25 protein-coding genes and 5 pseudogenes are annotated in these 21,830 nt (G+C 36.9%); 19 read left to right on the top strand and 11 right to left on the bottom strand.

Annotated elements, in window-relative coordinates; genetic code table 11:
* Positions 1–170: 170 nt before the first annotated feature.
* Both HMPREF0014_RS24550 and HMPREF0014_RS24545 read right to left on the bottom strand, forming a co-directional pair.
* Positions 171–1,283, bottom strand: a complete 1,113-nt coding sequence (locus HMPREF0014_RS24550; RefSeq protein WP_000842149.1) for an S-(hydroxymethyl)glutathione dehydrogenase/class III alcohol dehydrogenase — start codon at positions 1,281–1,283, stop codon at positions 171–173.
* 21 nt (positions 1,284–1,304) lie between these two features.
* Positions 1,305–1,580 carry a metal/formaldehyde-sensitive transcriptional repressor gene (locus HMPREF0014_RS24545; protein ID WP_001133624.1) on the bottom strand — a complete coding sequence of 92 codons (276 nt, stop codon included), beginning with the start codon at positions 1,578–1,580 and terminating at the stop codon, positions 1,305–1,307.
* Between the two features lie 89 nt (positions 1,581–1,669).
* Here HMPREF0014_RS24545 and HMPREF0014_RS25805 point away from each other — a divergent pair.
* The 8 genes and pseudogenes from HMPREF0014_RS25805 to HMPREF0014_RS24510 all read left to right on the top strand — a co-directional run.
* Positions 1,670–2,248, top strand: a pseudogene (locus HMPREF0014_RS25805) (DDE-type integrase/transposase/recombinase); the annotation flags it as partial.
* A 166-nt stretch (positions 2,249–2,414) separates the two neighbouring features.
* Positions 2,415–3,374 carry a GlxA family transcriptional regulator gene (locus tag HMPREF0014_RS24540; RefSeq protein ID WP_000941154.1) on the top strand — a complete coding sequence of 320 codons (960 nt, stop codon included), beginning with the start codon at positions 2,415–2,417 and terminating at the stop codon, positions 3,372–3,374.
* Between the two features lie 115 nt (positions 3,375–3,489).
* Positions 3,490–4,728: a M24 family metallopeptidase gene (locus HMPREF0014_RS24535; RefSeq protein ID WP_001094923.1), complete on the top strand. Its 1,239-nt coding sequence runs from the start codon at positions 3,490–3,492 to the stop codon at positions 4,726–4,728.
* A 56-nt stretch (positions 4,729–4,784) separates the two neighbouring features.
* Positions 4,785–6,077 carry an MFS transporter gene (locus HMPREF0014_RS24530; RefSeq protein WP_006581599.1) on the top strand — a complete coding sequence of 431 codons (1,293 nt, stop codon included), beginning with the start codon at positions 4,785–4,787 and terminating at the stop codon, positions 6,075–6,077.
* A gap of 12 nt (positions 6,078–6,089) precedes the next feature.
* The gene (gene yddG, locus HMPREF0014_RS24525; RefSeq protein WP_002126624.1) at positions 6,090–7,004 is read left to right on the top strand and encodes an aromatic amino acid DMT transporter YddG; all 915 of its coding nucleotides are present in this window, start codon (positions 6,090–6,092) and stop codon (positions 7,002–7,004) included.
* A 195-nt stretch (positions 7,005–7,199) separates the two neighbouring features.
* Positions 7,200–7,888, top strand: a pseudogene (locus HMPREF0014_RS24520) (IS5 family transposase).
* Between the two features lie 493 nt (positions 7,889–8,381).
* Positions 8,382–9,377: a zinc-dependent alcohol dehydrogenase family protein gene (locus tag HMPREF0014_RS24515; protein WP_002126629.1), complete on the top strand. Its 996-nt coding sequence runs from the start codon at positions 8,382–8,384 to the stop codon at positions 9,375–9,377.
* Entirely contained in the window at positions 9,367–10,383 is a 1,017-nt protein-coding gene (locus HMPREF0014_RS24510; RefSeq protein ID WP_002126642.1) for a zinc-dependent alcohol dehydrogenase family protein, read from the top strand. The genes HMPREF0014_RS24515 and HMPREF0014_RS24510 overlap by 11 nt, the downstream gene beginning before the upstream one ends.
* A gap of 49 nt (positions 10,384–10,432) precedes the next feature.
* Here HMPREF0014_RS24510 and HMPREF0014_RS24505 read toward each other — a convergent pair.
* Together HMPREF0014_RS24505 and HMPREF0014_RS24500 are read right to left on the bottom strand one after the other, a co-directional pair.
* A pseudogene (locus tag HMPREF0014_RS24505) lies at positions 10,433–11,116 on the bottom strand (substrate binding domain-containing protein); the annotation flags it as partial.
* A 35-nt stretch (positions 11,117–11,151) separates the two neighbouring features.
* Positions 11,152–12,360: an IS256-like element ISAba26 family transposase gene (locus HMPREF0014_RS24500; RefSeq protein WP_004832869.1), complete on the bottom strand. Its 1,209-nt coding sequence runs from the start codon at positions 12,358–12,360 to the stop codon at positions 11,152–11,154.
* Positions 12,361–12,596: 236 nt separating this feature from the next.
* Between HMPREF0014_RS24500 and HMPREF0014_RS26035 the strand changes: the two genes are divergently transcribed.
* Together HMPREF0014_RS26035 and HMPREF0014_RS24495 are read left to right on the top strand one after the other, a co-directional pair.
* Positions 12,597–12,821: a hypothetical protein gene (locus HMPREF0014_RS26035; RefSeq protein ID WP_125510319.1), complete on the top strand. Its 225-nt coding sequence runs from the start codon at positions 12,597–12,599 to the stop codon at positions 12,819–12,821.
* 33 nt (positions 12,822–12,854) lie between these two features.
* Positions 12,855–13,217 (top strand): annotated as a pseudogene (locus HMPREF0014_RS24495) (plasmid replication DNA-binding protein); the annotation flags it as partial.
* A 199-nt stretch (positions 13,218–13,416) separates the two neighbouring features.
* Here HMPREF0014_RS24495 and HMPREF0014_RS24490 read toward each other — a convergent pair.
* Positions 13,417–14,238, bottom strand: coding sequence for a GIY-YIG nuclease family protein (locus tag HMPREF0014_RS24490; protein ID WP_006581601.1), 822 nt, complete (start codon positions 14,236–14,238; stop codon positions 13,417–13,419).
* Between the two features lie 191 nt (positions 14,239–14,429).
* Here HMPREF0014_RS24490 and HMPREF0014_RS24485 point away from each other — a divergent pair, with 191 nt between their 5' ends.
* From HMPREF0014_RS24485 to HMPREF0014_RS24465, 6 genes are all read left to right on the top strand, one after another.
* Positions 14,430–14,732: a type II toxin-antitoxin system RelE/ParE family toxin gene (locus HMPREF0014_RS24485; protein ID WP_000286963.1), complete on the top strand. Its 303-nt coding sequence runs from the start codon at positions 14,430–14,432 to the stop codon at positions 14,730–14,732.
* Positions 14,733–15,014: an addiction module antidote protein gene (locus HMPREF0014_RS24480; RefSeq protein ID WP_000985610.1), complete on the top strand. Its 282-nt coding sequence runs from the start codon at positions 14,733–14,735 to the stop codon at positions 15,012–15,014. It begins immediately after the preceding gene.
* A gap of 203 nt (positions 15,015–15,217) precedes the next feature.
* A complete protein-coding gene (locus tag HMPREF0014_RS25190; protein WP_006581603.1) occupies positions 15,218–16,090 on the top strand; it encodes a restriction endonuclease in 873 nt (290 codons plus the stop codon).
* Between the two features lie 620 nt (positions 16,091–16,710).
* Complete coding sequence (locus HMPREF0014_RS24475) at positions 16,711–17,067, top strand: type II toxin-antitoxin system RelE/ParE family toxin (RefSeq protein ID WP_006581604.1); 357 nt, start codon at positions 16,711–16,713, stop codon at positions 17,065–17,067.
* The gene (locus HMPREF0014_RS24470) at positions 17,060–17,362 is read left to right on the top strand and encodes a helix-turn-helix domain-containing protein (RefSeq protein ID WP_001140619.1); all 303 of its coding nucleotides are present in this window, start codon (positions 17,060–17,062) and stop codon (positions 17,360–17,362) included. The genes HMPREF0014_RS24475 and HMPREF0014_RS24470 overlap by 8 nt, the downstream gene beginning before the upstream one ends.
* On the top strand, positions 17,355–17,564 hold the full coding sequence (locus HMPREF0014_RS24465; protein WP_000069471.1) for a hypothetical protein: 210 nt from the start codon (positions 17,355–17,357) through the stop codon (positions 17,562–17,564). Before HMPREF0014_RS24470 ends, HMPREF0014_RS24465 begins: the two co-directional genes overlap by 8 nt.
* Before the next feature lie 109 nt (positions 17,565–17,673).
* Here HMPREF0014_RS24465 and HMPREF0014_RS25800 read toward each other — a convergent pair whose 3' ends face one another.
* The 4 genes and pseudogenes from HMPREF0014_RS25800 to HMPREF0014_RS26405 all read right to left on the bottom strand — a co-directional run bounded on the left by HMPREF0014_RS25800 (position 17,674) and on the right by HMPREF0014_RS26405 (position 19,510).
* Positions 17,674–17,892 carry a hypothetical protein gene (locus HMPREF0014_RS25800; RefSeq protein ID WP_029747731.1) on the bottom strand — a complete coding sequence of 73 codons (219 nt, stop codon included), beginning with the start codon at positions 17,890–17,892 and terminating at the stop codon, positions 17,674–17,676.
* Between the two features lie 756 nt (positions 17,893–18,648).
* Positions 18,649–19,194 (bottom strand): annotated as a pseudogene (locus HMPREF0014_RS25790) (IS5-like element ISAba13 family transposase); the annotation flags it as partial.
* Positions 19,122–19,328: an AAA family ATPase gene (locus HMPREF0014_RS26030; RefSeq protein ID WP_233728806.1), complete on the bottom strand. Its 207-nt coding sequence runs from the start codon at positions 19,326–19,328 to the stop codon at positions 19,122–19,124. The gene HMPREF0014_RS26030 and the pseudogene HMPREF0014_RS25790, both read right to left, overlap by 73 nt.
* Before the next feature lie 53 nt (positions 19,329–19,381).
* A complete protein-coding gene (locus HMPREF0014_RS26405) occupies positions 19,382–19,510 on the bottom strand; it encodes an AAA family ATPase (protein ID WP_002123981.1) in 129 nt (42 codons plus the stop codon).
* A 185-nt stretch (positions 19,511–19,695) separates the two neighbouring features.
* Here HMPREF0014_RS26405 and HMPREF0014_RS24455 point away from each other — a divergent pair, with 185 nt between their 5' ends.
* The 3 genes from HMPREF0014_RS24455 to HMPREF0014_RS24445 all read left to right on the top strand — a co-directional run bounded on the left by HMPREF0014_RS24455 (position 19,696) and on the right by HMPREF0014_RS24445 (position 20,659).
* Positions 19,696–20,016, top strand: a complete 321-nt coding sequence (locus tag HMPREF0014_RS24455; protein ID WP_002123990.1) for a type II toxin-antitoxin system Phd/YefM family antitoxin — start codon at positions 19,696–19,698, stop codon at positions 20,014–20,016.
* 297 nt (positions 20,017–20,313) lie between these two features.
* The gene (locus HMPREF0014_RS24450) at positions 20,314–20,481 is read left to right on the top strand and encodes a type II toxin-antitoxin system RelE/ParE family toxin (RefSeq protein ID WP_002072926.1); all 168 of its coding nucleotides are present in this window, start codon (positions 20,314–20,316) and stop codon (positions 20,479–20,481) included.
* A complete protein-coding gene (locus tag HMPREF0014_RS24445; RefSeq protein ID WP_002123976.1) occupies positions 20,468–20,659 on the top strand; it encodes a hypothetical protein in 192 nt (63 codons plus the stop codon). The genes HMPREF0014_RS24450 and HMPREF0014_RS24445 overlap by 14 nt, the downstream gene beginning before the upstream one ends.
* 381 nt (positions 20,660–21,040) lie before the next feature.
* On the opposite strand, the gene HMPREF0014_RS25780 is transcribed toward HMPREF0014_RS24445, so the two are convergent.
* Both HMPREF0014_RS25780 and HMPREF0014_RS24440 read right to left on the bottom strand, forming a co-directional pair.
* Positions 21,041–21,268, bottom strand: a complete 228-nt coding sequence (locus HMPREF0014_RS25780) for a hypothetical protein (protein ID WP_029769069.1) — start codon at positions 21,266–21,268, stop codon at positions 21,041–21,043.
* Between the two features lie 37 nt (positions 21,269–21,305).
* Entirely contained in the window at positions 21,306–21,773 is a 468-nt protein-coding gene (locus tag HMPREF0014_RS24440) for a hypothetical protein (protein ID WP_002123983.1), read from the bottom strand.
* Positions 21,774–21,830: the final 57 nt, after the last annotated feature.

Genomic DNA, 21,830 nt, shown 5'->3' with positions numbered 1-21,830 from the left:
CATTCTCCACAGAGAATAGTGATAAAGATTTAAAATGTAGGCAGGTTTATTGAACCTATACACGATGCCTACACAGATAGATCTGTTTTACAGATGATGTGCCGTTTTAGAGGATTCCATGCATGTCATTCATGATGCACATGCATGGAAAAGTATAAGGTCTGACGCAATTATTCGTAATGAATTACAGTACGAATTGACTTACCTTCATGCATTAGATCAAAGGCTTCATTGATCTGATCCAAGCCCATCGTATGTGTCACAAATGGTTCTAATTGAATTTTACCTTTCATGGCATCTTCAACCATTCCTGGAAGTTGCGTACGACCTTTTACACCACCAAAGGCAGAACCTAGCCATTTACGACCAGTAACCAGTTGGAATGGACGGGTAGAGATTTCCTGACCTGCGCCAGCTACACCAATAATTACGGATTGTCCCCAGCCACGGTGTGCACTTTCAAGGGCTGCACGCATCACATTCACGTTACCAATACATTCAAATGAATGATCTACACCCCAGCCAGTCATTTCGACAATTACTTGCTGGATTGGTTTATCGTAATCTTTAGGGTTCAAGAAGTCCGTTGCACCAAACTCTTTTGCCAGCGCAAATTTATCTGGATTCATGTCAACCACAATAATACGCCCTGCTTTAGCTTGACGTGCGGCTTGTACGACTGCCAAACCAATACCACCTAAACCAAAGACCGCAACACTATCACCTTCTTGTACTTTAGCCGTGTTATGTACTGCACCGATACCCGTTGTTACCCCACAACCCAGTAAGCAGACATGTTCGTGATTGGCTTCAGGATTGATTTTAGCCAATGATACTTCTGCCACTACAGTGTATTCACTGAACGTTGAGCAGCCCATATAGTGGTAAATCGGTTGACCGTTGTAGGAAAAACGAGTGGTACCATCTGGCATTACGCCTCTACCTTGAGTTTCGCGAACGGAAATACACAAGTTCGATTTTCCAGATTTACAGAATACGCACTCGCCACATTCAGCAGTGTAAAGTGGAATTACATGATCACCTGGTTTGACGCTAGTCACGCCTTCACCAACCTCAACTACAACACCAGCACCTTCATGCCCGAGAATAGCGGGAAAAACACCTTCAGGATCATCGCCAGATAAAGTAAATGCGTCTGTATGACACACACCGGTATGGGAGATCTTGATTAATACTTCACCTTTCTTCGGTGGTGCAACATCAACTTCAACAATTTGAAGAGGTTGACCAGGACCAAACGCAACAGCAGCACGTGACTTCATGGAATAATTCCTTATACAGATCTATTTTAAATATGATTTTAAAATCTTGGCGATTTCAGCCAATTCTTCTTTTCGTTGTTGTTCTGTGGTTTCACCTGATACTAAAGTGTCCTTTAAATGAACCTCCAACATTTCATTCATTAAACCATTAATAGCACCGCGCACAGAGCATATTTGTTGCAGAATTGCACCACATTCCACATTGTCTTCTAACGCTTTTTCAATCGCTTGCGTCTGACCTTTGATCTTTCTGACGCGTAGAAGAATCTTTTTTTTGTCTTCAACCTGATTAGGCATCAGACCTCCTTATTTGCTAGTGTTAATACTATAGTACCCTATAGTATAAAAAAGAACAATATTTTTTTATAAATCGAAAAGGCTTTGTACGAGATGACCAAAAACGGGCAGTTGGCTTGGTGAACCGTAATTTTAGTGCTGATCATCCTGACCCTTGCGAAGCAGTGCTTTTTGTATGTCAGGTCGCAGACTTCAGCTATATTCAAACAAATTCAGGCTAGGTCTATACCGCCCTTATTATTGATGTGTTCTCACGCGCAATTGTTGGATGGAAAGTATCAACACGGATGAATAGAGATATGGTGCTTGATGCACTGGAGCAAGTATTACGTGACCGATGTATGCCAAAGAATGTAATTCATGATTTAAATAGAGGTGTGCAATATCTTTCTATTCGTTTTCCTGTTAGAGGCAGCAAATTTAGGAGCATCAGTCGGTACAACTGGTGATTCCTATGATAATGCTTTGGCTGAAACGGTGAATGGCTTATACAAAACTGAGGTGATTGACTATTGAAAAGCAGATGTACAACTTGCGATATTAAATTGGGTAGATTGGTTCAATAAAAAGCGTGTACACAGTGCATTGGTTATGTATCGCCTTTTGATTTTGAAACAAAGTATTATGATAAAATTAACCCGTTAGTTCAGGTGGCCCAACTTAAATAAAAAGTCTCCTACAAACCCAGTACGGTTCACTCTGCTATCAAAGGCTTTATGCAACAAAGCCTCATGGAAATAAAGACAAAAGTGACTTTTAAATCTGAAAAAATCAAAATTGTGGTCTCAAAATTGCTTTATAAAAATATTGAAAAAAGTGAAGAACATTAAATTTATGTTACAAAACTCTAAGCGTATTGGTTTTTTATTACTCGATAACTTTTCAATGATTGCTTTCTCAAACATGGTTGAAGTCTTGCGTATGGCTAATTATGTTACAGAAGACAATTTATACCAATGGAATGTAACGGGTTTAGATGGTCATCATAGCTGCGCAAGCAATGGTCTTCAAATACAACATACCTGTGTTTGGTCACATTTACTGAACATGGATATAGTTTTTATTTGTGGTGGTTTTCAACTTTATAAAAATATGACAGTACGCTTAAAGAATTTTTTATATAGGTTGGATCAACAAAAAATTGCTTTAGGTGGTTTATGTACAGGCGCTTATGTATTAGCGAAAGCCAATCTACTAAATGGCTTTCGTGCTAGCCTTCATTGGGAAAATACCTTAGCGGCACAAGAAGAGTTTCCATTAGTACAGTTTACCCCACATATTTTTACCATTGATGCGAACCGTTTTACCTGTTCTGGTGGGCTTGCAGCGATTGATTTAGGCTTGGCACTTGTTGAAATACACTATCCAAATATTGCTAAAAGAATCTGTGAGCAATTTATTGTTCATCAAGTGCGTGAGAGCAATGAAATTCAACATCAACCTATTGCTGAACATAAGAAAAAACTTGATTTTCAGATTCAAGAAGTATTGCGCTTAATGGAAAATAATATTAATGAGCCTTTAACTATTGCTGAAATTGCACAGCATGTAAAAATTCAACCGCGTACTTTAGAGCGCTTGTTTAAAATGAATCTACAATTGGCTCCAAAAGAATATTATTTAAAACTAAGACTCACCTATGCACAGAATCTACTTAAACAGTCTACGTTAAACATTTCAAATATTGCTTTGGCATGTGGTTTTTGTAATGTATCTAGTTTTACTAAAGCCTATAAAGCTTTTTTTAACTATTCCCCCAAATTTGAACGTAACATTCTGGATTTTGCTCATTAGTGTTTTTTAGTCTTGTCGGTTTTTGACAACTTTTTGACGCTTTTAGCAAAAATCCCTATTCATATTCTGCATAAGCTTAGCTCATTGATTACATTACATTGATCTAGGAAAATATATGAATACTTTAGTAAATAATTTTGTTGCTTCACAACTACCATCATTATTAACCATTGAAAATGGTGAAAAAGTTTCTGCAACATTTTCATTATCTGAGTATCAAAATAGACAGAGCAAGTTACGCCAACTAATGGAAGAGCTAGAAATTGATCATATTCTATTTAGTTCAATCCATAACATTAACTATTATGCAGACTTTATTTATTGTTCATTTGGGCGCTTCTACGGTCTGGTGGTTAGCCCAGAAAAAGTGGTGACAATTTCAGCAAATATTGATGCTGGGCAACCTTGGCGTCGTACGATTGGCGACTATAACGTAGTTTATACTGACTGGCAGCGTGATAACTATTTTAAAGCGGTTACACAAGAAATTCCAAATAAAGGCCGTGTAGGAATTGAGTTTGATCATTTACCTTTAGAACGTTTAAACAAGTTAAAAGCAGTTTTACCGAATGTGCAGTTTGTGGATATTAGTGCCGCATGCATGAAGCTACGCATGATTAAATCTGCTGAAGAAATTGCACATATCACCCAAGGTGCTGCAGTATGTGATATTGGTGGTTTTGCAGTGACTGCAGCAATTCGTGAAGGTGTGCCAGAGCATGAAGTGGCTTTAGCCTCTACTCAATCCATGGTACGTGAAATTGCCAAACGTTTTCCAAACTCTGAACTCATGGATACGTGGACTTGGTTTCAATCAGGCATTAATACGGATGGTGCACATAATCCTGTTACAACCCGCCAAGTCCGAAAAGGTGATATTTTAAGTTTAAACTGCTTTTCTATGATTGCTGGCTATTATACAGCTTTAGAGCGTACACAGTTCTTTGATCACTGTGATGATGCTTCATTACGAATTTGGGAGGCGAATGTCAAGGTGCATGAAGCTGGCTTAAAACTCATTCGCCCAGGTGCACGTTGCAGTGATATTGCTAAAGAGTTAAATGAAATTTTCTATGAAGAAGGTTTATTGCAGTACCGCACATTTGGTTATGGACATTCCTTTGGTGTGTTATCACATTATTACGGTCGTGAAGCCGGTTTAGAATTACGTGAAGATATTGATACGGTGATAGAACCAGGCATGGTGATTTCAATGGAACCTATGATTATGATTCCGCAAGGAATGGCTGGGGCTGGTGGTTACCGTGAACATGATATCTTGGTCGTTACAGAATCAGGAAATGAAAATATTACCAAATTCCCATATGGTCCAGAACATAACATTATCAAATAAAAGATTTTAAATAGGCACTCTGAAAATGAGTGCCTATTTAATTAGGAGTAAATAGAATGAAAAACAATCATCAAATAGAGCAAAAAAATACTCTAAGACGTGTTGCTAGCGCCAGCTTTATTGGTAATTTTGTGGAGTGGTTTGATTATGCTGCATATGGTTTTTTGGCAACAGTTATTGCAGTGGTTTTTTTCCCGAAAAGTGACCCTTTAACCGCATTAATGGCTACATATGCGATCTTTGCAATTTCATTTATTTTTCGTCCATTAGGCGGTATTTTTTGGGGGCATGTTGGGGATAAATTTGGTCGAAAAAATGCACTATCGTGGTCGATTATATTAATGACACTGGCTACGGTATGTATTGCACTGTTACCAAGTTATCAAAGTATCGGTATTTTTGCACCGATTATGTTATTAATATTCCGGATGATCCAAGGCTTATCCGCTTCAGGTGAATATGCTGGTGCAGCAAATTTTCTTGCAGAATACGCCCCTAAGGGAAAAAGAGGACTTTATACCAGTTTAGTTCCTGCAAGTACTGCAACGGGTTTACTACTCGGCTCTTTAATGGCAGCGGCGATGTTCGCTTTCATGTCAGAGGCGTTTTTACACGAATATGGTTGGAGAATTCCATTTTTATTGGCAGCACCAATAGGTTTAATCGGGTATTATATCCGTGTAAAGTTAGAAGAAACCCCAGAGTTTTTAGAACATCAAAAAAATAGCAACAAAGAAATTTTTCCAATCAAAGCCTTATTTACTCAGTATCAACCAGCACTTTTTAAAGCATTTGCAGTTGCATCTTTAAATGCCACCGCCTTCTATCTTATTTTTAGTTATATGCCAAATTATTTAGCTACAGAGTTAGGTGTAAATAAATCCCAAGCCTTTATATCAGGGTCAATTTCATTGCTATTTTATATTGCTGTAGTTTTTGTGATGGGCAAATATTCAGATCGAATTGGACGTAAGAAAATGTTGCTTTGGGCAGGTCTAAGCTTTATCGTACTGACTGTACCCTTGTTCTACTTACTTTCAACTGCCAGTTTTATTGAAATGGTGATCATTCAGCTCGTGTTCTGCACATTATTAGCAATGAACGATGGGAGCTTACCTGCATATTTAACAGAACAATTCCCTATACAAGTGCGCTATACCGGTTTTGCCTTTAGTTTTAATACTGCTAATGCACTATTAGGTGGAACAGTTCCTTTCGTTGCAACCTGGTTAATTCAACAAACAGCTAATACCTTAGCACCTAGTATCTTATTAGTTATAGTTGCAATTTTTGCAAGTATAGCTTTATTAGAAAGGAAATCACATCATTTAATCAATGCTAAGGCTTAATAGGAATAGGTTATGCTTTTAAATGCTCTCCCTACACTCAATAGAAATATATCTACTTTAATTGGTCTTACAGCCGTCATATTTTGGAGTACAAATGTAGGCTTAATGCGTAGTGTCAGTGAGAGCTTTGGAGCTGTAGCTGGTGCTGCTCTAATTTACAGTGTCGCATCCATGATTTTAGTTTTCATGGTTGGTATGCCTAAGTTTTCTACCATCCCAAAATCCTATTTATGGTGGGGAAGCCTTTTATTTGTTGCTTATGAATTATGTTTTGCCCTTTCTATTGGCTATGCGCAAAACAGTAGACAAGCAATCGAAGTTGGCATGATTAATTATCTATGGCCAACATTTACTCTACTATTCGCAATTATTTTTAACAACGTTAAGGCCAATATTTTAATTATTCCTGGCTGCATATTCGCTTTAGTTGGAATTTGTTGGGTACTAGGAGGAGATACTGGATTTGATTTTTTTCAGATATTTACTAATTTAAAAGCTAATCCTCTTAGTTATGGTTTAGCTTTTGCTGCTGCTATTTTGTGGGCTGCATATTGTTCTGTGACAGTAAAAACATCTCAGGGTAAAAATCTAGTCACTATATTTTTTGCCTTGACTGGAGTTGTACTATGGATCAAATACCTTCTCATGAGTGGGTCAGCTCTTAATTTTACTTATGACAATACACTCACTCTGATTATGGCAGCTGGTGCTTTAGGTTTGGGATATGGTGCTTGGAATATTGGAATTATTTCAGGGAACATGACGTTAATGGCTGGAGCTTCTTATTTTATTCCCGTGTTATCAGCTTTGTTTGCGGCATTAATTCTAAGTACGTCCTTATCTTTTATCTTTTGGCAAGGTGTTGCAATGGTGACAGCAGGAGCAGTTTTGTGTTGGTTAGCGACTCGAAAGAAACAAATTATTTAGAGTTATACTAAAATTAACATACTAGACTTTAAGCGAAGTCAAGATATTGAAACTGTTTATCTATTAAGGCGTGTCCTCATTTGAAAAATTGATTTTAAAGATTTAAAAGAATGATTTAACCTCTTTTTATTTGTATATTTTTCAATGGCACGAACTCTACTCACCGATGATATTTGACAACAAATCCAGTCTACGATGCAATTTCATGGTTGTTATTGTTCAAAGAACAGTAGAAATATCATGGAAGCCATCTTATGGAAATTATGTACAGATGCAACATGGCGTGATTCCTGAAGAATTTTGTCCTTGGAAAACAGCATATAACCGCTTTAATCGTTGGGCGAGTAAGGGCTTGTGGGGTAAATTTTTTTAAACTATGAGGCGTATTGGATCAAGAATGGGTATTCATTGAGGGAAGCTACATACGCGCGCATCAGCATGCAAGTGGAGCTCGGCACGGTTTCAAGCGAGCAATTGGACGGTCTAGAGGTGAAAGAACCACAAAAATTCATCTTGCAACCGACGCGAATGGATTACCGATTGATTTTAAAATCACTGGAGGTGAACTCTATGACAGCCAAGTTGCGGAGCAGTTGATTGGTGAGGCAGATTATCTGATTGCAGATAAAGGTTATGATTCGGAAAAAATTAGGACATTGCCAAGAAAGCAAAATATTGTGCCGATCATCCCAATGAAATCAAATAGTAAGAGAGAAAATAAAGAATTTGATCGGTATTTATATCCTTTAAGTCATCTAGTTGAAAATGTCTTTGCGAGATTAAAACATTTCCGAGCGATAGCGACCCGATTTGATAAGCTTGCACGAAATTATCAGTCTATGATTTACATTGCTTGCATGTTAATTTGGTGCAAAGCCAAATGAGGACATGCCCTAGACATCAGACCTCCTTATTTTTTAGTTTTTATACTATAGTGCCCCATAGTATAAAAAAGCAATATTTTTTTATAAATCGAAAAATCAAAAGGGTCTTTAGCGAAAATTTTCTGTCTCTATTTTTAATTTTTTTAAATAAACATAGTAGAGCTTATGCGAAAGTCACAAAAAAATGGGAGCTAAAGCTCCCATTTTTTTTATTTTGGCTCATGTTCTTTGTAATGCTATGCTGTGACCTTTTAGAATTATGTTTCCAACTTTTAGCCAGTTTCTAGATATTTTGAACGTATCACACCTTAAAAATACTACCGATAGTTTAGATTAAAAATGCCTTTACAGACTGTACTAGACTATTTTTAGTAAGCGGATGATATTTATTATTCATTATTTAGGAATTATTAAATCCTATAAATATCATTTATTGGATTATTTTACTTTGGTACTGTGCATATCATCCCCCAGTTAAGAATAAGGAACAACTATGAATAAGATGATGAATGCTCTTATCCTAGAAAATTTTGGTGATCATGAATTTAAACGTGTAGAACTGCCTATACCTCAACCAGAGGCTGGGCAAGTTCTAGTACGTATTCATGCTAGTGGTGTAAACCCTATTGATTATAAAATTCGTCTTGGTGAAGCACCATATGCTATGCCAGAGCTTCCTGCCGTGTTGGGAACGGATATGGCTGGGGTTGTAACTGCTGTTGGTGAAGGTGTCACCCACTTCAACGTCGGAGATGAAGTTTACGGTCTGATAGGTGGCGTTCGTGGTATTCAAGGCTCTTTAGCAGAATATGTTGTAGCAGATGCTGATCTGATCGCATTAAAGCCACGGAATATCTCTATGCGCGAGGCAGCAGTACTACCATTGACATTCCTCACCGCTTGGGAAGGTTTAGTGGATAATGCGAAGGTCCAACCAGGGCAAACTGTACTGGTTCAGGGTGGTGCTGGTGGCGTTGGTTATATGGTTGTTCAGCTTGCAAAAGCACTTGATGCAAATGTTTGGGCGACTGGTCGTACAGCTGATCAATCACTGATTTCAGAACTCGGTGCAACACCTCTCGATTACACAACAGCATCTTCCGATGACATTATTGCTGCAAGCCCTGAGGGTCAAGGTTTTAACATTGTTTACGACACTGTGGGTGGTCCAGTACTCGAAGCTTCACTTTCCATGACAACTCACTATGGCCACATTACCAGCTGTGCTGCATTTGGTAATCATAATTTAGCGAGTTCATCTCTACGGTGTGCCACAGTGTCTGGCGTATTCGTCCTAATGCCGATGTTAACAGGCAATCGCCGTGCTCATCATGGTGATATCCTTAAGATCGCGACTCGTCTCGTTGAGGAAGGTAAACTGCGTCCTATTGTTGATCCTCGTCATTTTACTCTAGACCAAGCGATTGAGGCTCATGATGCTGTTCAAGATCGCTCTGCCAATATTAAGGTCGTGATTGATGTCATTTAACGCACTTCAGGCCAAGACTTGGCGCTTCAATAGTATTGGAGATACAGATGTTCTGACATTAGAAACACTTCCTGTTGCTTTACCAGCAGCAGGAGAAGTTCTAATCCAGATGAAAACGATCGGACTCAACCGGGCTGATGTAATGTTTCGGCGTGGTACTTATATTCAAAAGGCAGTATTCCCTTCTCGTCTGGGATATGAGGGAGCAGGCATAGTTCTGGCAATAGGTGAAGGTGTACGCCAATTTTCTCCAGGAGATGCAGTATCGATTCTTCCGACTGACAATCTAGCCAAATATGGGACATATGCGGACAAACTTCTGATTCCAGAAACTTTTTTAGTTCACAAACCCGATAGTTTAAGCTGGGAAGAAGCTTCTTCAATCTGGATGCAGTATTTGACGGCTTGGGGTGGTGTAATCAATGCTGGTGGAGTTTCGAAAGGAAAAACGATCTTGATCACAGCAGCTTCAAGTAGCGTAGGACTAGCTGCGATACAGATAGCTGAAGCAGCGGGTGCTAAGGTCATTGCAAGTACACAGACGATAGAGAAAAAGCAACGTTTACTGGATCTCGGTGTTAAAAATGTTATAGCCACTGAAGATGAACCAGATTTGTATGAGGCGCTTGTTTTACGTTTAGGTGGAGAACATCTTGATGTCGCCTTCGATGCTGTAGGAGGGCCTCATATTGAACAGATTGCAAAAGCGATGTCTGTAGGAGGAACTATGGTTATGCATGGTGCACTTAGCCCTGAGATCACACCATTTCCCCTTAAAGTTGCATTACGCAAGAGCTTAACCATGCGAGGTTTTTTGTTCCTTGAGGTTCTCCATGATCCTGTTCTAAGGGAGCAAGCCAGACGATTTATTCTTAGCAGTATAGGTGCAGGATATCTTCGTCCAGTGATCGACTGTTGCTTTAACTTTGAGGACATGCATGACGCTCAGCGCTATCTTGAATCAAATCAGCAAATAGGAAAAATTGTAGTTACTCTAAATACATGATGGTCTTATCTGATTTCTACTTTCTAGAAAAAAGTTAGTTCCATCTGATTCAGGTTTCTATATGGCCCAACACTTCCGCTAAGTAATCAAACAATGCTCGGATTCGCAAAGGTGTCGGGCCCCGCTGTGGACGATATAAATACAGGCGCCAAACGGGAGAGGTTTCCTTATGAAGTATCTGAATGAGCTTACCACTCCTAAGCCACGGCAAAACTAGAAATCCAGGCATGTGTCCGAATCCAACTCCAGCGAGAATAGCTTGAAATTCAGCTTCTAGATCATCTGTAATAAAACGAGGCTTTGATGGCGTGAAGCTTCGACTTTCGGTGAATGTCCATGGCCAGTAACGCCCTGTTTTATGATCGAATAGTGCTGTTAGAGGGTATTTATCAAGGTCAATAATTTTTTTAGGCATTCCGACCTTATCAATTAACTCTGGCGTACCCACAGAATAAAAGTTCACTTTAGCCAATTCCCTTGCCACATATCGATTGTCCGGCAAAAATCCAAATCTGATCCCGATATCTATCCGCTCATCGATCACATCCGAGTGTGAATCTGTTAGCACACAATCCACGACAATATCTGGATAACGTGTGGCAAATTCTGCTAGTGCGGGTACTACCAATTTGCGCCCTAACACAGACGACACAGTAAGACGGACAGTCCCATGCATTTCATCTCGTTTTTCCTTGGTGTCTTTTACAAACAAAGCATCGATCGATCCCACCGCAGAGCCTGTAAATTATTTTGTGTAAGTTCCATTTTTTATAAATGATCTTTTAATCGATCATCGAACTGAATCGTAAACCAATTCATTGCTAAACGCCAATTTTGAATTGGCATCGTCCATTTCTTCGCAGCATTTGATGTTGCTAAGTAAATGACCTTCTTTACTGAGTCATCAGATGAAAAGATTTTCCTTTTCTTCGTTGAATGGCGTATTACGCTATTCAACGACTCAATCGCATTTGTTGTATAAATTGCATGACGTATTTCGGCTGGATAGCTAAAGATCGTTCGGATATTTTCCCAATTGGCCCGCCAGGATTCTCCAATTTTGGGATACTGGTGATTCCATTGATCACAGAAGATGTCTAGGGATTTTAAAGCATTTTCCTCTGTACTTGCCTGATAAATCGCTTTCAGACCCGACGTAACAGCTTTGTAGTCTTTCCAGCTTACAAATCTCAGGCTATTGCGTACAACATGCACGATACACAGTTGAATATCAGTATGAGGGTAAACAGAGGTTATCGCGTCAGGGAAGCCTTTTAATCCATCTACACAGGCAACAAGAATGTCCTGTACTCCTCGATTTTTTAGCTCTGTCATGACTGACAGCCAGAATTTGGCACCTTCTGTCTGAGCAATCCACATACCCAGTAATTCTTTTTGCCCATCCATATTGATGCCTAAAGCAAGGTATACGGACTTGTTAATCACATTGGAGTGCTGACGGACTTTGACAACAATACAGTCAAGATAGACAACAGGATAAAGGCTATCTAAGGCTCTATTTTGCCACTCAGTCACTTGCTCAATCACAGCATCGGTAACTTTGCTGATGAGAGATGCTGACACATCGGCATCGTACATTTCTTTGAAGAAGGCTACAATTTCCCTATTAGTCATTCCTTTTGCATACAGTGAGAGGATTTGGTCATCCATACTGGTGATGCGTGTTTGGTGCTTTTTTATAATTTGTGGCTCAAATGAACCTTCTCGATCACGGGGAATATCTAAAGCCAGTTGTCCATCTTGAGTTGTAATGGTTTTAGAACTAAACCCATTACGGCTATTTGAGCCTTTCTTGGGCTGATGCTTTTCATAACCGAGATGGTCTGAAAGTTCAGTATTGAGTGCAGTTTCAATCATGAATTTTTTAAAGACTGCTGTCATTTGGTTTAAGTCTTCTGGTGTTTTTAGACCTTTAGCCAATTCGGCAGCCATACTTTTGATTGTTGCTTCATCCATGTGAAGTACCTTTTGTAATTATCCTCTGAAGGATAAATGAAAATTAAGTACTTACACAAAATTTAGAACAGTCCCAGCCGTGGCTGATTTGATTGTTCACTTGGGCTTATTTGTATTAGTTCAGACTTGATCGTACATTCTTCTTGAAAAAGAGAAAGTTACCCGTACTTTCTCGCTATTCCAGCACTTGATTTCAAAGCCATCCGATGAGAAGCACTGCTTCGTAAAGCGGCTATTTGACGTGCATACAACAACCTGACCGTCATGCGTCCGGTCATTCTTTAATGGCTCAGCTCAATATGTTTGGCAATCAGCTTTCACGACTACCTGAATTTTCAAACTTAGCAAATGGTAATGAGAGCTATGATAGCCTAGCAGCAAAAATCAAAGAAATGCTGAGAGATCCAATACAACAAAAGCACTTCTTACCCCATCTAAAGAACCTAGGCTTTAAAGCTTGAGTGTATTGAAGAATACACATATTGTATTCTTCAATACAAAATCAAAATACACCTGAATACACAGATAAAACAGTTGTAGAACTCAAAAGCCAAATCGATTTTTTAAAAAAGCAGTTAGAAAAAGCCGAAGATCGTGAAGCCAAGGCAAACGCTCGCATAGATACACTGCTGACCCTCATTGAAATGAAGCCTCCACAATCCAATATGACTACGTTTACCGATCAGAAACCAGACCCGGATATAGCAACATATCCTCGGTCAGAACTTGAGCCGAAAGATGACGGATTGACTACTCCGGAGCAGACAGAAAATAAGCGGATTCCAGTGCCGGAGCACGTTGAACAGGAACCGGAGAAAAGGGGCTTTTGGAGCCGTTTTTTTAGACCCTATGATTAACCACGATTGTTTAACTAATATGAACAAAGTCGTGAAACATTGGTCAAAGAATAGGCGTGGAACGTGAAAAATCATAAAAAAACCCACCTTGGGGAAGATGGGCTATCAACTAGAAACTACAGCATTGATTTCTAAAGATAATTATAACGCATTTCGTATAAGGTGTATTATGTTAATTTTAGAAATATTAAATAAATAGTTAATTGGAGTTATAGCCAAATCTTCTTGTTAATAACATATTTTTCAACCAACTCTCTCGATTCAATATAACTTTATCGTCTGTTTTAGCTTTAAAAATATCAAGAATTGAATAATAAAAGTTATTTTCAATATGCTCTAACGGCAATTGCTGTAATTGAACATTTCCCCCATGACGACTTTGTGCATAGTTTTGCCATCTATTAAGAAGCATATTTTCAGCATAAGCTGAACCAACATACTTTTTCCCATTAGAAATATCTGTAATTAAATAAACTGCCTTTTGATTCTGTAATGCAGTCTTCCAAGAGTCTGTTCTAATTACTCTGGTAAGTTCTTTCCACGATAGATGAACGTTTTCATAGCCAGGAAATTTATCTAGGGAGCCTTTAGGCAATATTTCAATAACTTGTTTATCAGAGGTATAGTGCTGATGCCAAGATAGAGTAGCTCTCCCCCAGTCAACTACCACTCTGAACTTAAGCTCACTAAATTGTGGCATCTCTTCTAGTTCATATTCATAAAGATTATTTTCACTATATTTTTCATTTACGACCTTGAATACTCCCCAAAATAAAGATTTTTGTCCTTCTGTACCCAAAAAAGATATTATGTAATCAATATTTTTAAATACACTTTTACTTTGTATTCTCTGGTATTCCTCTAGCTCAGCAATATTCAAGAATACATTATCAAAAAGTTCTGAAAATTCTCCATTGCTCTTGTGACGTACATATTTAATTTTAGAAATTTCATTCAGCGGATTATTCTTTATAAGTGACATTAAGCCTTTAAAAGTCAGTCCAATTTCCTGATCTAGCATATAAATAATTTCTTATGTTTCATAAAAAATGTAGTTTAAACAGAAGAATTTTTTACAGCTATAAGAACTTATAAAATAGATGTAATCTCCTCGATTTAACATAATGGCTGTTATATGAAATTCAGTGCCTCAGGCCTAAAGAACCAAGTTTATGTCTTGCAAAAACGTATCTTATAGGATACATTTTGCTTATGTACTCAATATATACCACAGAAGCCTTTGATGATTGGTTTACCAAGTTAAAAGATCAACAGGCAAAAAGACGCATACAAGTCCGAATTGATCGGGTTGAAGATGGGAACTTTGGAGATACTGAACCAGTCGGTGAAGGTGTTTCTGAGTTACGTTTCTTCTTTGGACCTGGCTATAGGATTTATTACTGCAAGCAAGGGCAAAGGGTCGTTATTCTCTTAGCAGGCGGAGATAAGTCTACGCAAAGTAAAGATATAAAACTTGCCCTACAATTAGCACAAGATTTAGAGGAGGAGCTGTAAATGGCTATCAAACTTCGTAAATGGGATAGTGCTGAGCATCTTAAAACAGAAGAAGATATGCAAGCTTACCTACAAGCCTGTATCGATGAATCTAATGGTGATGCTGCATTCATTGCTAAAGCTTTAGGTAACATTGCTAAAGCTAAAGGAATGGCTCAATTATCACGAGATACAGGTCTAGGCCGAGAAAGTCTTTACAAAGCACTTTCTGGTGATGTTAACCCTAGTTTTGATACTGTGATTAAAGTTGTAAAAGCACTGAATTTACGCTTAGCGATTTAAAAAAAGTTATTTAAAAATGGAGCTTTAAGCTCCATTTTTAAATTTCATATAAGGTGTATTATGTTAATTTAAGGAAAATTGAAGAGTCAAAAATGTAAAGTAATTATAAATAAGCTTATGAAATAGCTTCTATATTCATGAAACTGAATTATATTTCTGAGATATAATCTTCTATTGATAATCAAACTATAAGAGAGTTCTACATGTTTTCCTTTTTTAAAAAATCGCTTTCTGCCGTAGAGCTGTCTAAATTAATTATTGATGAAAGTGGTCAAGAAGAATGGTTTATTAATCATTTTCATAGAGATAGCTCACCATTTTTTGGAGATAATCTTGAAGAAATTTGCGGATCAATAAAAACAGCAATAATCAGACATTATTTAATATCTAATAATTACATTTCTAAATTACTCTTAAAAAGAAAACAACTAAGATATATTGATTCTTATGGTGACTTAGTAGAAGAGGATTGGAATAAAGAAGTCAAAAAATTCACAAAAAAAAGATCAGGTGAAATCCTTGAATTTATTATAAATCATACACCTGAAGTAATTTATAAAGAATTAAAAAAACAAAAACAGTATTATTATCTTGATTCTGAGAATTTTTATTATGAGATTTTATCAATAGTTGACTTGAACGAAGTTTACGAATGTACAGATTTAGAAGATAGGATAACCTTATTAAAAAACATCGATAATGTTGATACAGATAACTATTTAGTAGATGAACAAAAAGACTATCATGAGTATGAATCTATAGTTAGTAACATGTTTGAGATACTAGGTTGGGATACATTGATTACCCCCAAAAGTGGTGATCAAGGTGCTGATATTATTATAGAAAAATATAATATGAAATTTGTCGTTCAATGTAAACTATATAGCCAACCTGTTGGAAACAAAGCTGTTCAAGAAGTTATAGCTGCCAAAGGATTCTATGAGGCTTTCGGGGCTATTGTCGTTACAAATAATGACTATACCAAATCTGCAAGACAGCTTGCAGAGTCTCATTCAGTAATATTATTACATGATTCCCAAATATTTGAATGGAATAACATATTTGATGAAAGCTAACTAAAAGGGATATAAGCTATAGAATATTACTTTGATATAGCTTAACTATATTTGAATAGAAAAAAATCAAATACCACAAAAATAATGTTCATTTAACATAATGTGCGTTATACGAAATTAACAAATTGAAACATATAAAAATCAAAAACTTATGCTATAAATAATTTGCTCGACGATGTCGAAAAGCTGACTTGGAAACAAGTCGGCTTTTTTATGAGCAGTTTTGATATATTTTGCCAATAAAATTGGTTAAAAAGCGATCAAATCGTAATTTCCTTCCGATTCCTTAAGGCTTCCATTTCTGAATTTATCCCTATTTCTTGCGGATAAGCTTTGGGATAATTTTTGATGATTTTTTGTACGCTTTGGCTTACAGCATTTTACGAAATTGTTTGTATCCAAGCACCAGTGAAGTCCCTATGATCGATCTATATGAACAGGATGTTCAATGACTTAAAACAAGAATAATCAGTCAGACACCATGACCATTAGGTAGTCAGCCCTACCTATGCGCTCCACACCGAAAAATCCCGACATGACGTCGGGATTTTTTATTGTCATTTGAATAATAATTCAATTAAGCATAAAATATAGATTGTAATCTATATTATGGTTGTAATATGTGGACAGTCATTACAACGGATCTGTTTAACGAATGGCTTGCACAGCAAGATCAATCTACACAAGAGAAAGTACTCGCAGCGTTGGTCGTTCTACAGCAACAGGGACCAAGTTTAGGTCGTCCTTTAGTAGATACCGTCTATGACTCCAAATTTACCAATATGAAAGACCTACGTGTTCAGCATCGAGGTAAATCACTGAGAGCCTTTTTCGCGTTTGATCCTTTACGACAAGCTATTGTGCTGTGTATCGGTGATAAAGGTGGTAAAAAGCGTTTTTATAAAGAGATGTTAGATATTGCCGATCAGCAATACGAAATTCATCTTTCAACTTTAGGAGATCAATCTAATGGCTAAGACCCTACAAGAATTATTGGCTAATCGCTCTCCAGAGAGTCAAGCTCGTATTCAACAAATGGCGGATGAATTATTGTTGGAAACTCAGCTTCACCTTATTCGTGAAGAGTTAGAGATTTCTCAAAAAGAATTGGCTGCAACCCTTGGAATCAAACAGCCTTCATTGTCAGCAATCGAAAATCGTGGTCATGATCTTAAAATTTCAACGATGAAAAAGTATGTCGAAGCAATGGGCGGAAAACTTCGTATTGATGTAGAGCTTCCAACAGGAAAACACATAGGATTCAATGTCTAATAATAAACCTTTGAAAAATAGTAGTAAATTACTTGTTAACTTGGACAAGTTTATATTTTTAGTCAATGCTGCTGATAGCCTAGAGGAAATTGAAATTATTAGAGATTTATGCTGTGACTATTTTTCACATTGTAAGAAGTCAAGCTATTACACTGATATTTTCGACAATGCTTATTGGATAAAATATTACGAAATAACTTAATCTTTCCAGATTCGCATAAGAGATTTTATGCTAAATAGATATGAGAAAGGCCATAAATTGTGACTTTCTCATATACGAAGAGAGAGCTGAGAACTTTCGTTTTATTGATTTATTCAAAATGAAGCTGATATTGATGTGTGGTGATTTTAATTTTTAGTTGCTTATATTTTCTTTTCGTAGCGCTCAGAGCTGAATTAGACACTTCTGTATAAAATATAGGATCATTCATCAAATCAGAAAATAATTTATATCCAATCAATAATTTACTGTATTTATTCCCATCTTTGAGATTCGTTTCAATTAATTGATCTAGAAAAACTATACATATTAGCCTCGATAGAGTGTTTCTGAACGGACACCATACAGGGTTGGCGATAGGAACTAAAGTTAAATTAGGTATTGATATATGCAATATTATTGTAAAAATAATAGATTAAACTTATATCGAGGCTAAACTTTACTCCTTTAATAGTAAAAATCTTATTCAGGATCCAAGATATATCCTTCTAAAAGACTTTAGTCCTTCTCTTTTTCAAGTCAAATTTACCCGTAATTCTGGCTAGAATACTCTCTCAAAATTGCATATACCCTATATTTATCTTGATATAAGGTCTTTTCTATAATTTTTTGGATATCTTCACTAGTCCATTTTTGCTACTTAGCTTTAAAAATGAACTGTGATTGCAGAACAAATGAGTGTTCACCTTTTCTTAAATAAAGATTCTTGACTTTTTTTTGCATAAGAAACAATTCAATAACCTATACTCTTAAACTTTATACTAGTTGGGAAAAATTTACTTTTAATTATAACTTAATAAAACACTTAACTTGTAAAAAAAACTAAATTTCAGTTACTTAATAGACAAAAAAATATTATTATTTTTGTATCAGTAATGTTTGATATTCTTTGGATTGTATGTTGTGGGTTCTTATAGTATTTCTAGGTTTAATCAGTACACTATTAATTATTTCCATATTAAAAGAGTATTTTAAGAATCCTTTCAAATAGAAGAATAAATTCTAGTTTGTTAAGGCTTTGTTGCACAAAGATTTAAAAGTTAAGACTTCTCATATCTACTCAAATTTAAATGACAACTCGGGTATGTGGTCTGCCTAAGTCCGTAAATTTATTTAATACTGCCATACGTGCATGAATCTCATTGACTTGGCTTTGAAAATTTCTCGCACTGAGTTTATCCCCCAATAATTTGATGCAATGCATCTTGGTTTCAACCAAACTTCGCCGATGATAGCCTGGCCATTTCTTCCAAATAGTTCTTCCTAAACGTTTAACTGTTCAAAGCAACTCATTGCGTTCTAGCGAGCCCATCTTTTTATCTTTCCATGGCTTCGCATTTTTTCTTGGTGGAATCACTGCATGTGCTTGCCGATCCGCAATGACCTGTCGGCACTGTTTGGTATCATAAGCTCCATCGGTATAGACGGAGTCAACTCTCTCATCTTGTGGAATCTGATCGAGTAAATCACCAAGTACCTGTGAATCACTCACATTGTTGGTCGTGAGCTGAACAGCGCGTATTTGTAAGGTTTTAGCATCTATACCAATATGTAATTTACGCCATTGGCGACGATATTCAGGCTGATATTTTTTACGCTTCCATTCACCCTCATTTGTGGACGCAATAAAGCAATTTGACCTTCTGCCTCAACTTGATCGTCACCTAGAGTAAAAACTCCTTTAACGGTATTTTCTTGATTGAAATTACGATCAATAAAATCTTTATTATAGACTAGAGTTTTTATTGGTTCTTCACCAAGCCATTGAAGTAAACAATGTGTGTAGCCTAATGGTTGATCTATAATTCTACAATTGTAGTTTTTCCTGACCCATTTGCCCCAAATATAAAATTTATCTGCTTTAAACCATCTAATTGTGTTGGTACACTATAAGTAGCAACATTATTTATATAGACTCCAGTAAGCATAGCTTTCCCTATTTTTAATTTGCACGATTTAAAATTTATTTTTTTAGATTATATAGTTACATACAAATATCATCTACTAATTTTAGAAATATAATAGCCCCATAATAAATAACGGTCGTTTTCTTACATTCGGAACAATATTCTAAAGTGATTTAATTTTTGCCATCCAGTATAAGGTCTTAGATATGAGTCGATTAACTTTTATAAACGGTGCGATTGTTTCTGCGTCTGATGTTCGCAAATCTTGGAGCAAAATTGTTCAATGTGTCAAAGAAAGTCATAAACCTGTTTTTGTTTATACGAAGAATACGCCCGAAGCTGTTGTTCTGAGTTTTGAAGAATTTCAAAACATGCAGGAAATTGTTGAAGCCGTCCGGCGTGAACAGCTAGGACAACAAATGGTTTATGATCTTTTGGATATTAATCAGCTCACTGGTCAACCGATCAAACACATGCTTTTGAACCCCAAAGGTGTATTTGAAGAAGTAAATGGACAAGAAAAATAGCTTTTGAGGATATTAGCGGATTCGAGATTAGAGACAAGCTGATTTAAAAGTCATCTTATATTTATATTCGTTGCACAATGAGCTTTTATTTTCGTGAAATAATAGGAAGTGAAAACATTTTCGTAAGTTAAGTAGCCCTGGTGACATAGAGTTGACTAAGTTTATTGAAAATTACAAAGAACGCTTGGATGTCTATAGAACTATATTAAATAATGCACTGGGTAAAGTAATAGACTCACCCCCGGCGCAAACTTAGGAGAATCTCACACATTACCAATGAGTAAAGGACTATTTGAGTTGCGCTTAAAATCTCAAGAAGGTATTGCTCGTGTTATGTATTGCACACTAGTCGGTAAACGCATTGTAATGCTCCATAGTTTTGTTAAGAAAACCCAAAAAACACCTAAGCAAGATCTAAACCTAGCACTTGACCGCATGAAAGAGGTGAAAAATGCGAACACATGAAGAAATGAAAGCACTTGCATTATCTCGTTCAGCAGTGCGTACCGAATACGAACGAATTGAACGTGAAGAAATGCCCTTGCTCGATATGGTACTTACTGCACGTCGAGAGGCAGGTCTATCCCAAGCGCAAATCGCGGAACGCGTGGGAACAAATGTACCTCTGCCGTTTCACGGCTAGAAAAAGCATTGATCACAGGCAAACCATCACCATCTATTGCCACATTGCAAAAATATGCTGCGGCAATTGGTAAACATGTTGAAGTGCGTTTTGTCTAAATAAAAAAGCACCCTAGGGTGCTTTTTACCAATTCACTAATCAATCAACTTTACACATTTAGCAACAACATCCTGTGCCTATAGACCCTTATCTTTGAAATTACTGTTATACGCACGATCAATATCTCTTAAGCCTTCTTGAATTTCTGCTTTTGATGCATTTTTGTCTGTTAATATTTCATTCCTTAAGCTTTCCTTGGAAACCCCTTTAAGCCTTGCATCCATTATAAGAGACTGATTATATGCATCCTTTACACACTCATTGCGCTCTTTTAAAGATAATTTATTTGGAGTGCAGTGTGCTTCCCAAATTATTGCAAATTGAATAACCACCGTAGCTATTCTTAGAATTTACCTCTCCGCAATATCCTTTTATATTTTGGAATTGGGCTGAATCAGGATCTTTTAAGGTGCTTAAGATAGCTTCTTTTGACTCTTTTTCCACCTTTGAGCAACCATTAATCCCTACCAAACCAAGAACTAAGCTTAAAAAATAATCTTTTTCTACTATGCGAATCGCTTCCTCTTCATCTGCTTGGTCAATAAAATCAGTTGGAGGAAATGGTCTGATCTGATCCATTAAATATTTGCCTCTTTAAATTTTTTAGCCATTCACTAGCGTATTCAGTCCGTAACTGCAAAGGTCCAGACTCATCAATGCGACATCTTGAAGCTGTCTCTATGCGAACTACGGTGTAGCCCATCTCTTCAGCCACATCGTAACGATCAAGACTACAAGCTTTATTTTTAAGTTTGCCCTTACGACCGCCAGACCATGGACCACCCGCAATTTCAACTAGTATTCGATACTCAATTAAATGAAAGTCAAACCGCCAGTGCTTAGTAGACTTAAACTGAAATTTCTTTTCATATTTAATTTCCAGATTATCTAAAGTTTCAGTAAATTCTTCTTCTGCCTCTAGATATTTTTGTGTAGGCTTTGGCAGTGGCCGGCTTTTAAGTTTAGTTTTAGGTTCTTTTTTCCGAGTAAGCCAAAAGTATTCTGTAGAATCCATTATTCTTACCCATAAAAAAACCGCCCTAAGGCGGTGGCTAAAAATAGAGACAACTAA

Origin of the sequence: Acinetobacter sp. RUH 2624, assembly GCF_000162375.2 — a bacterium.
Lineage (GTDB): Bacteria > Pseudomonadota > Gammaproteobacteria > Pseudomonadales > Moraxellaceae > Acinetobacter > Acinetobacter nosocomialis.
Note: the sequence above shows the minus strand (reverse complement) of the source record. Positions and strands in the feature narration are given on the sequence as shown.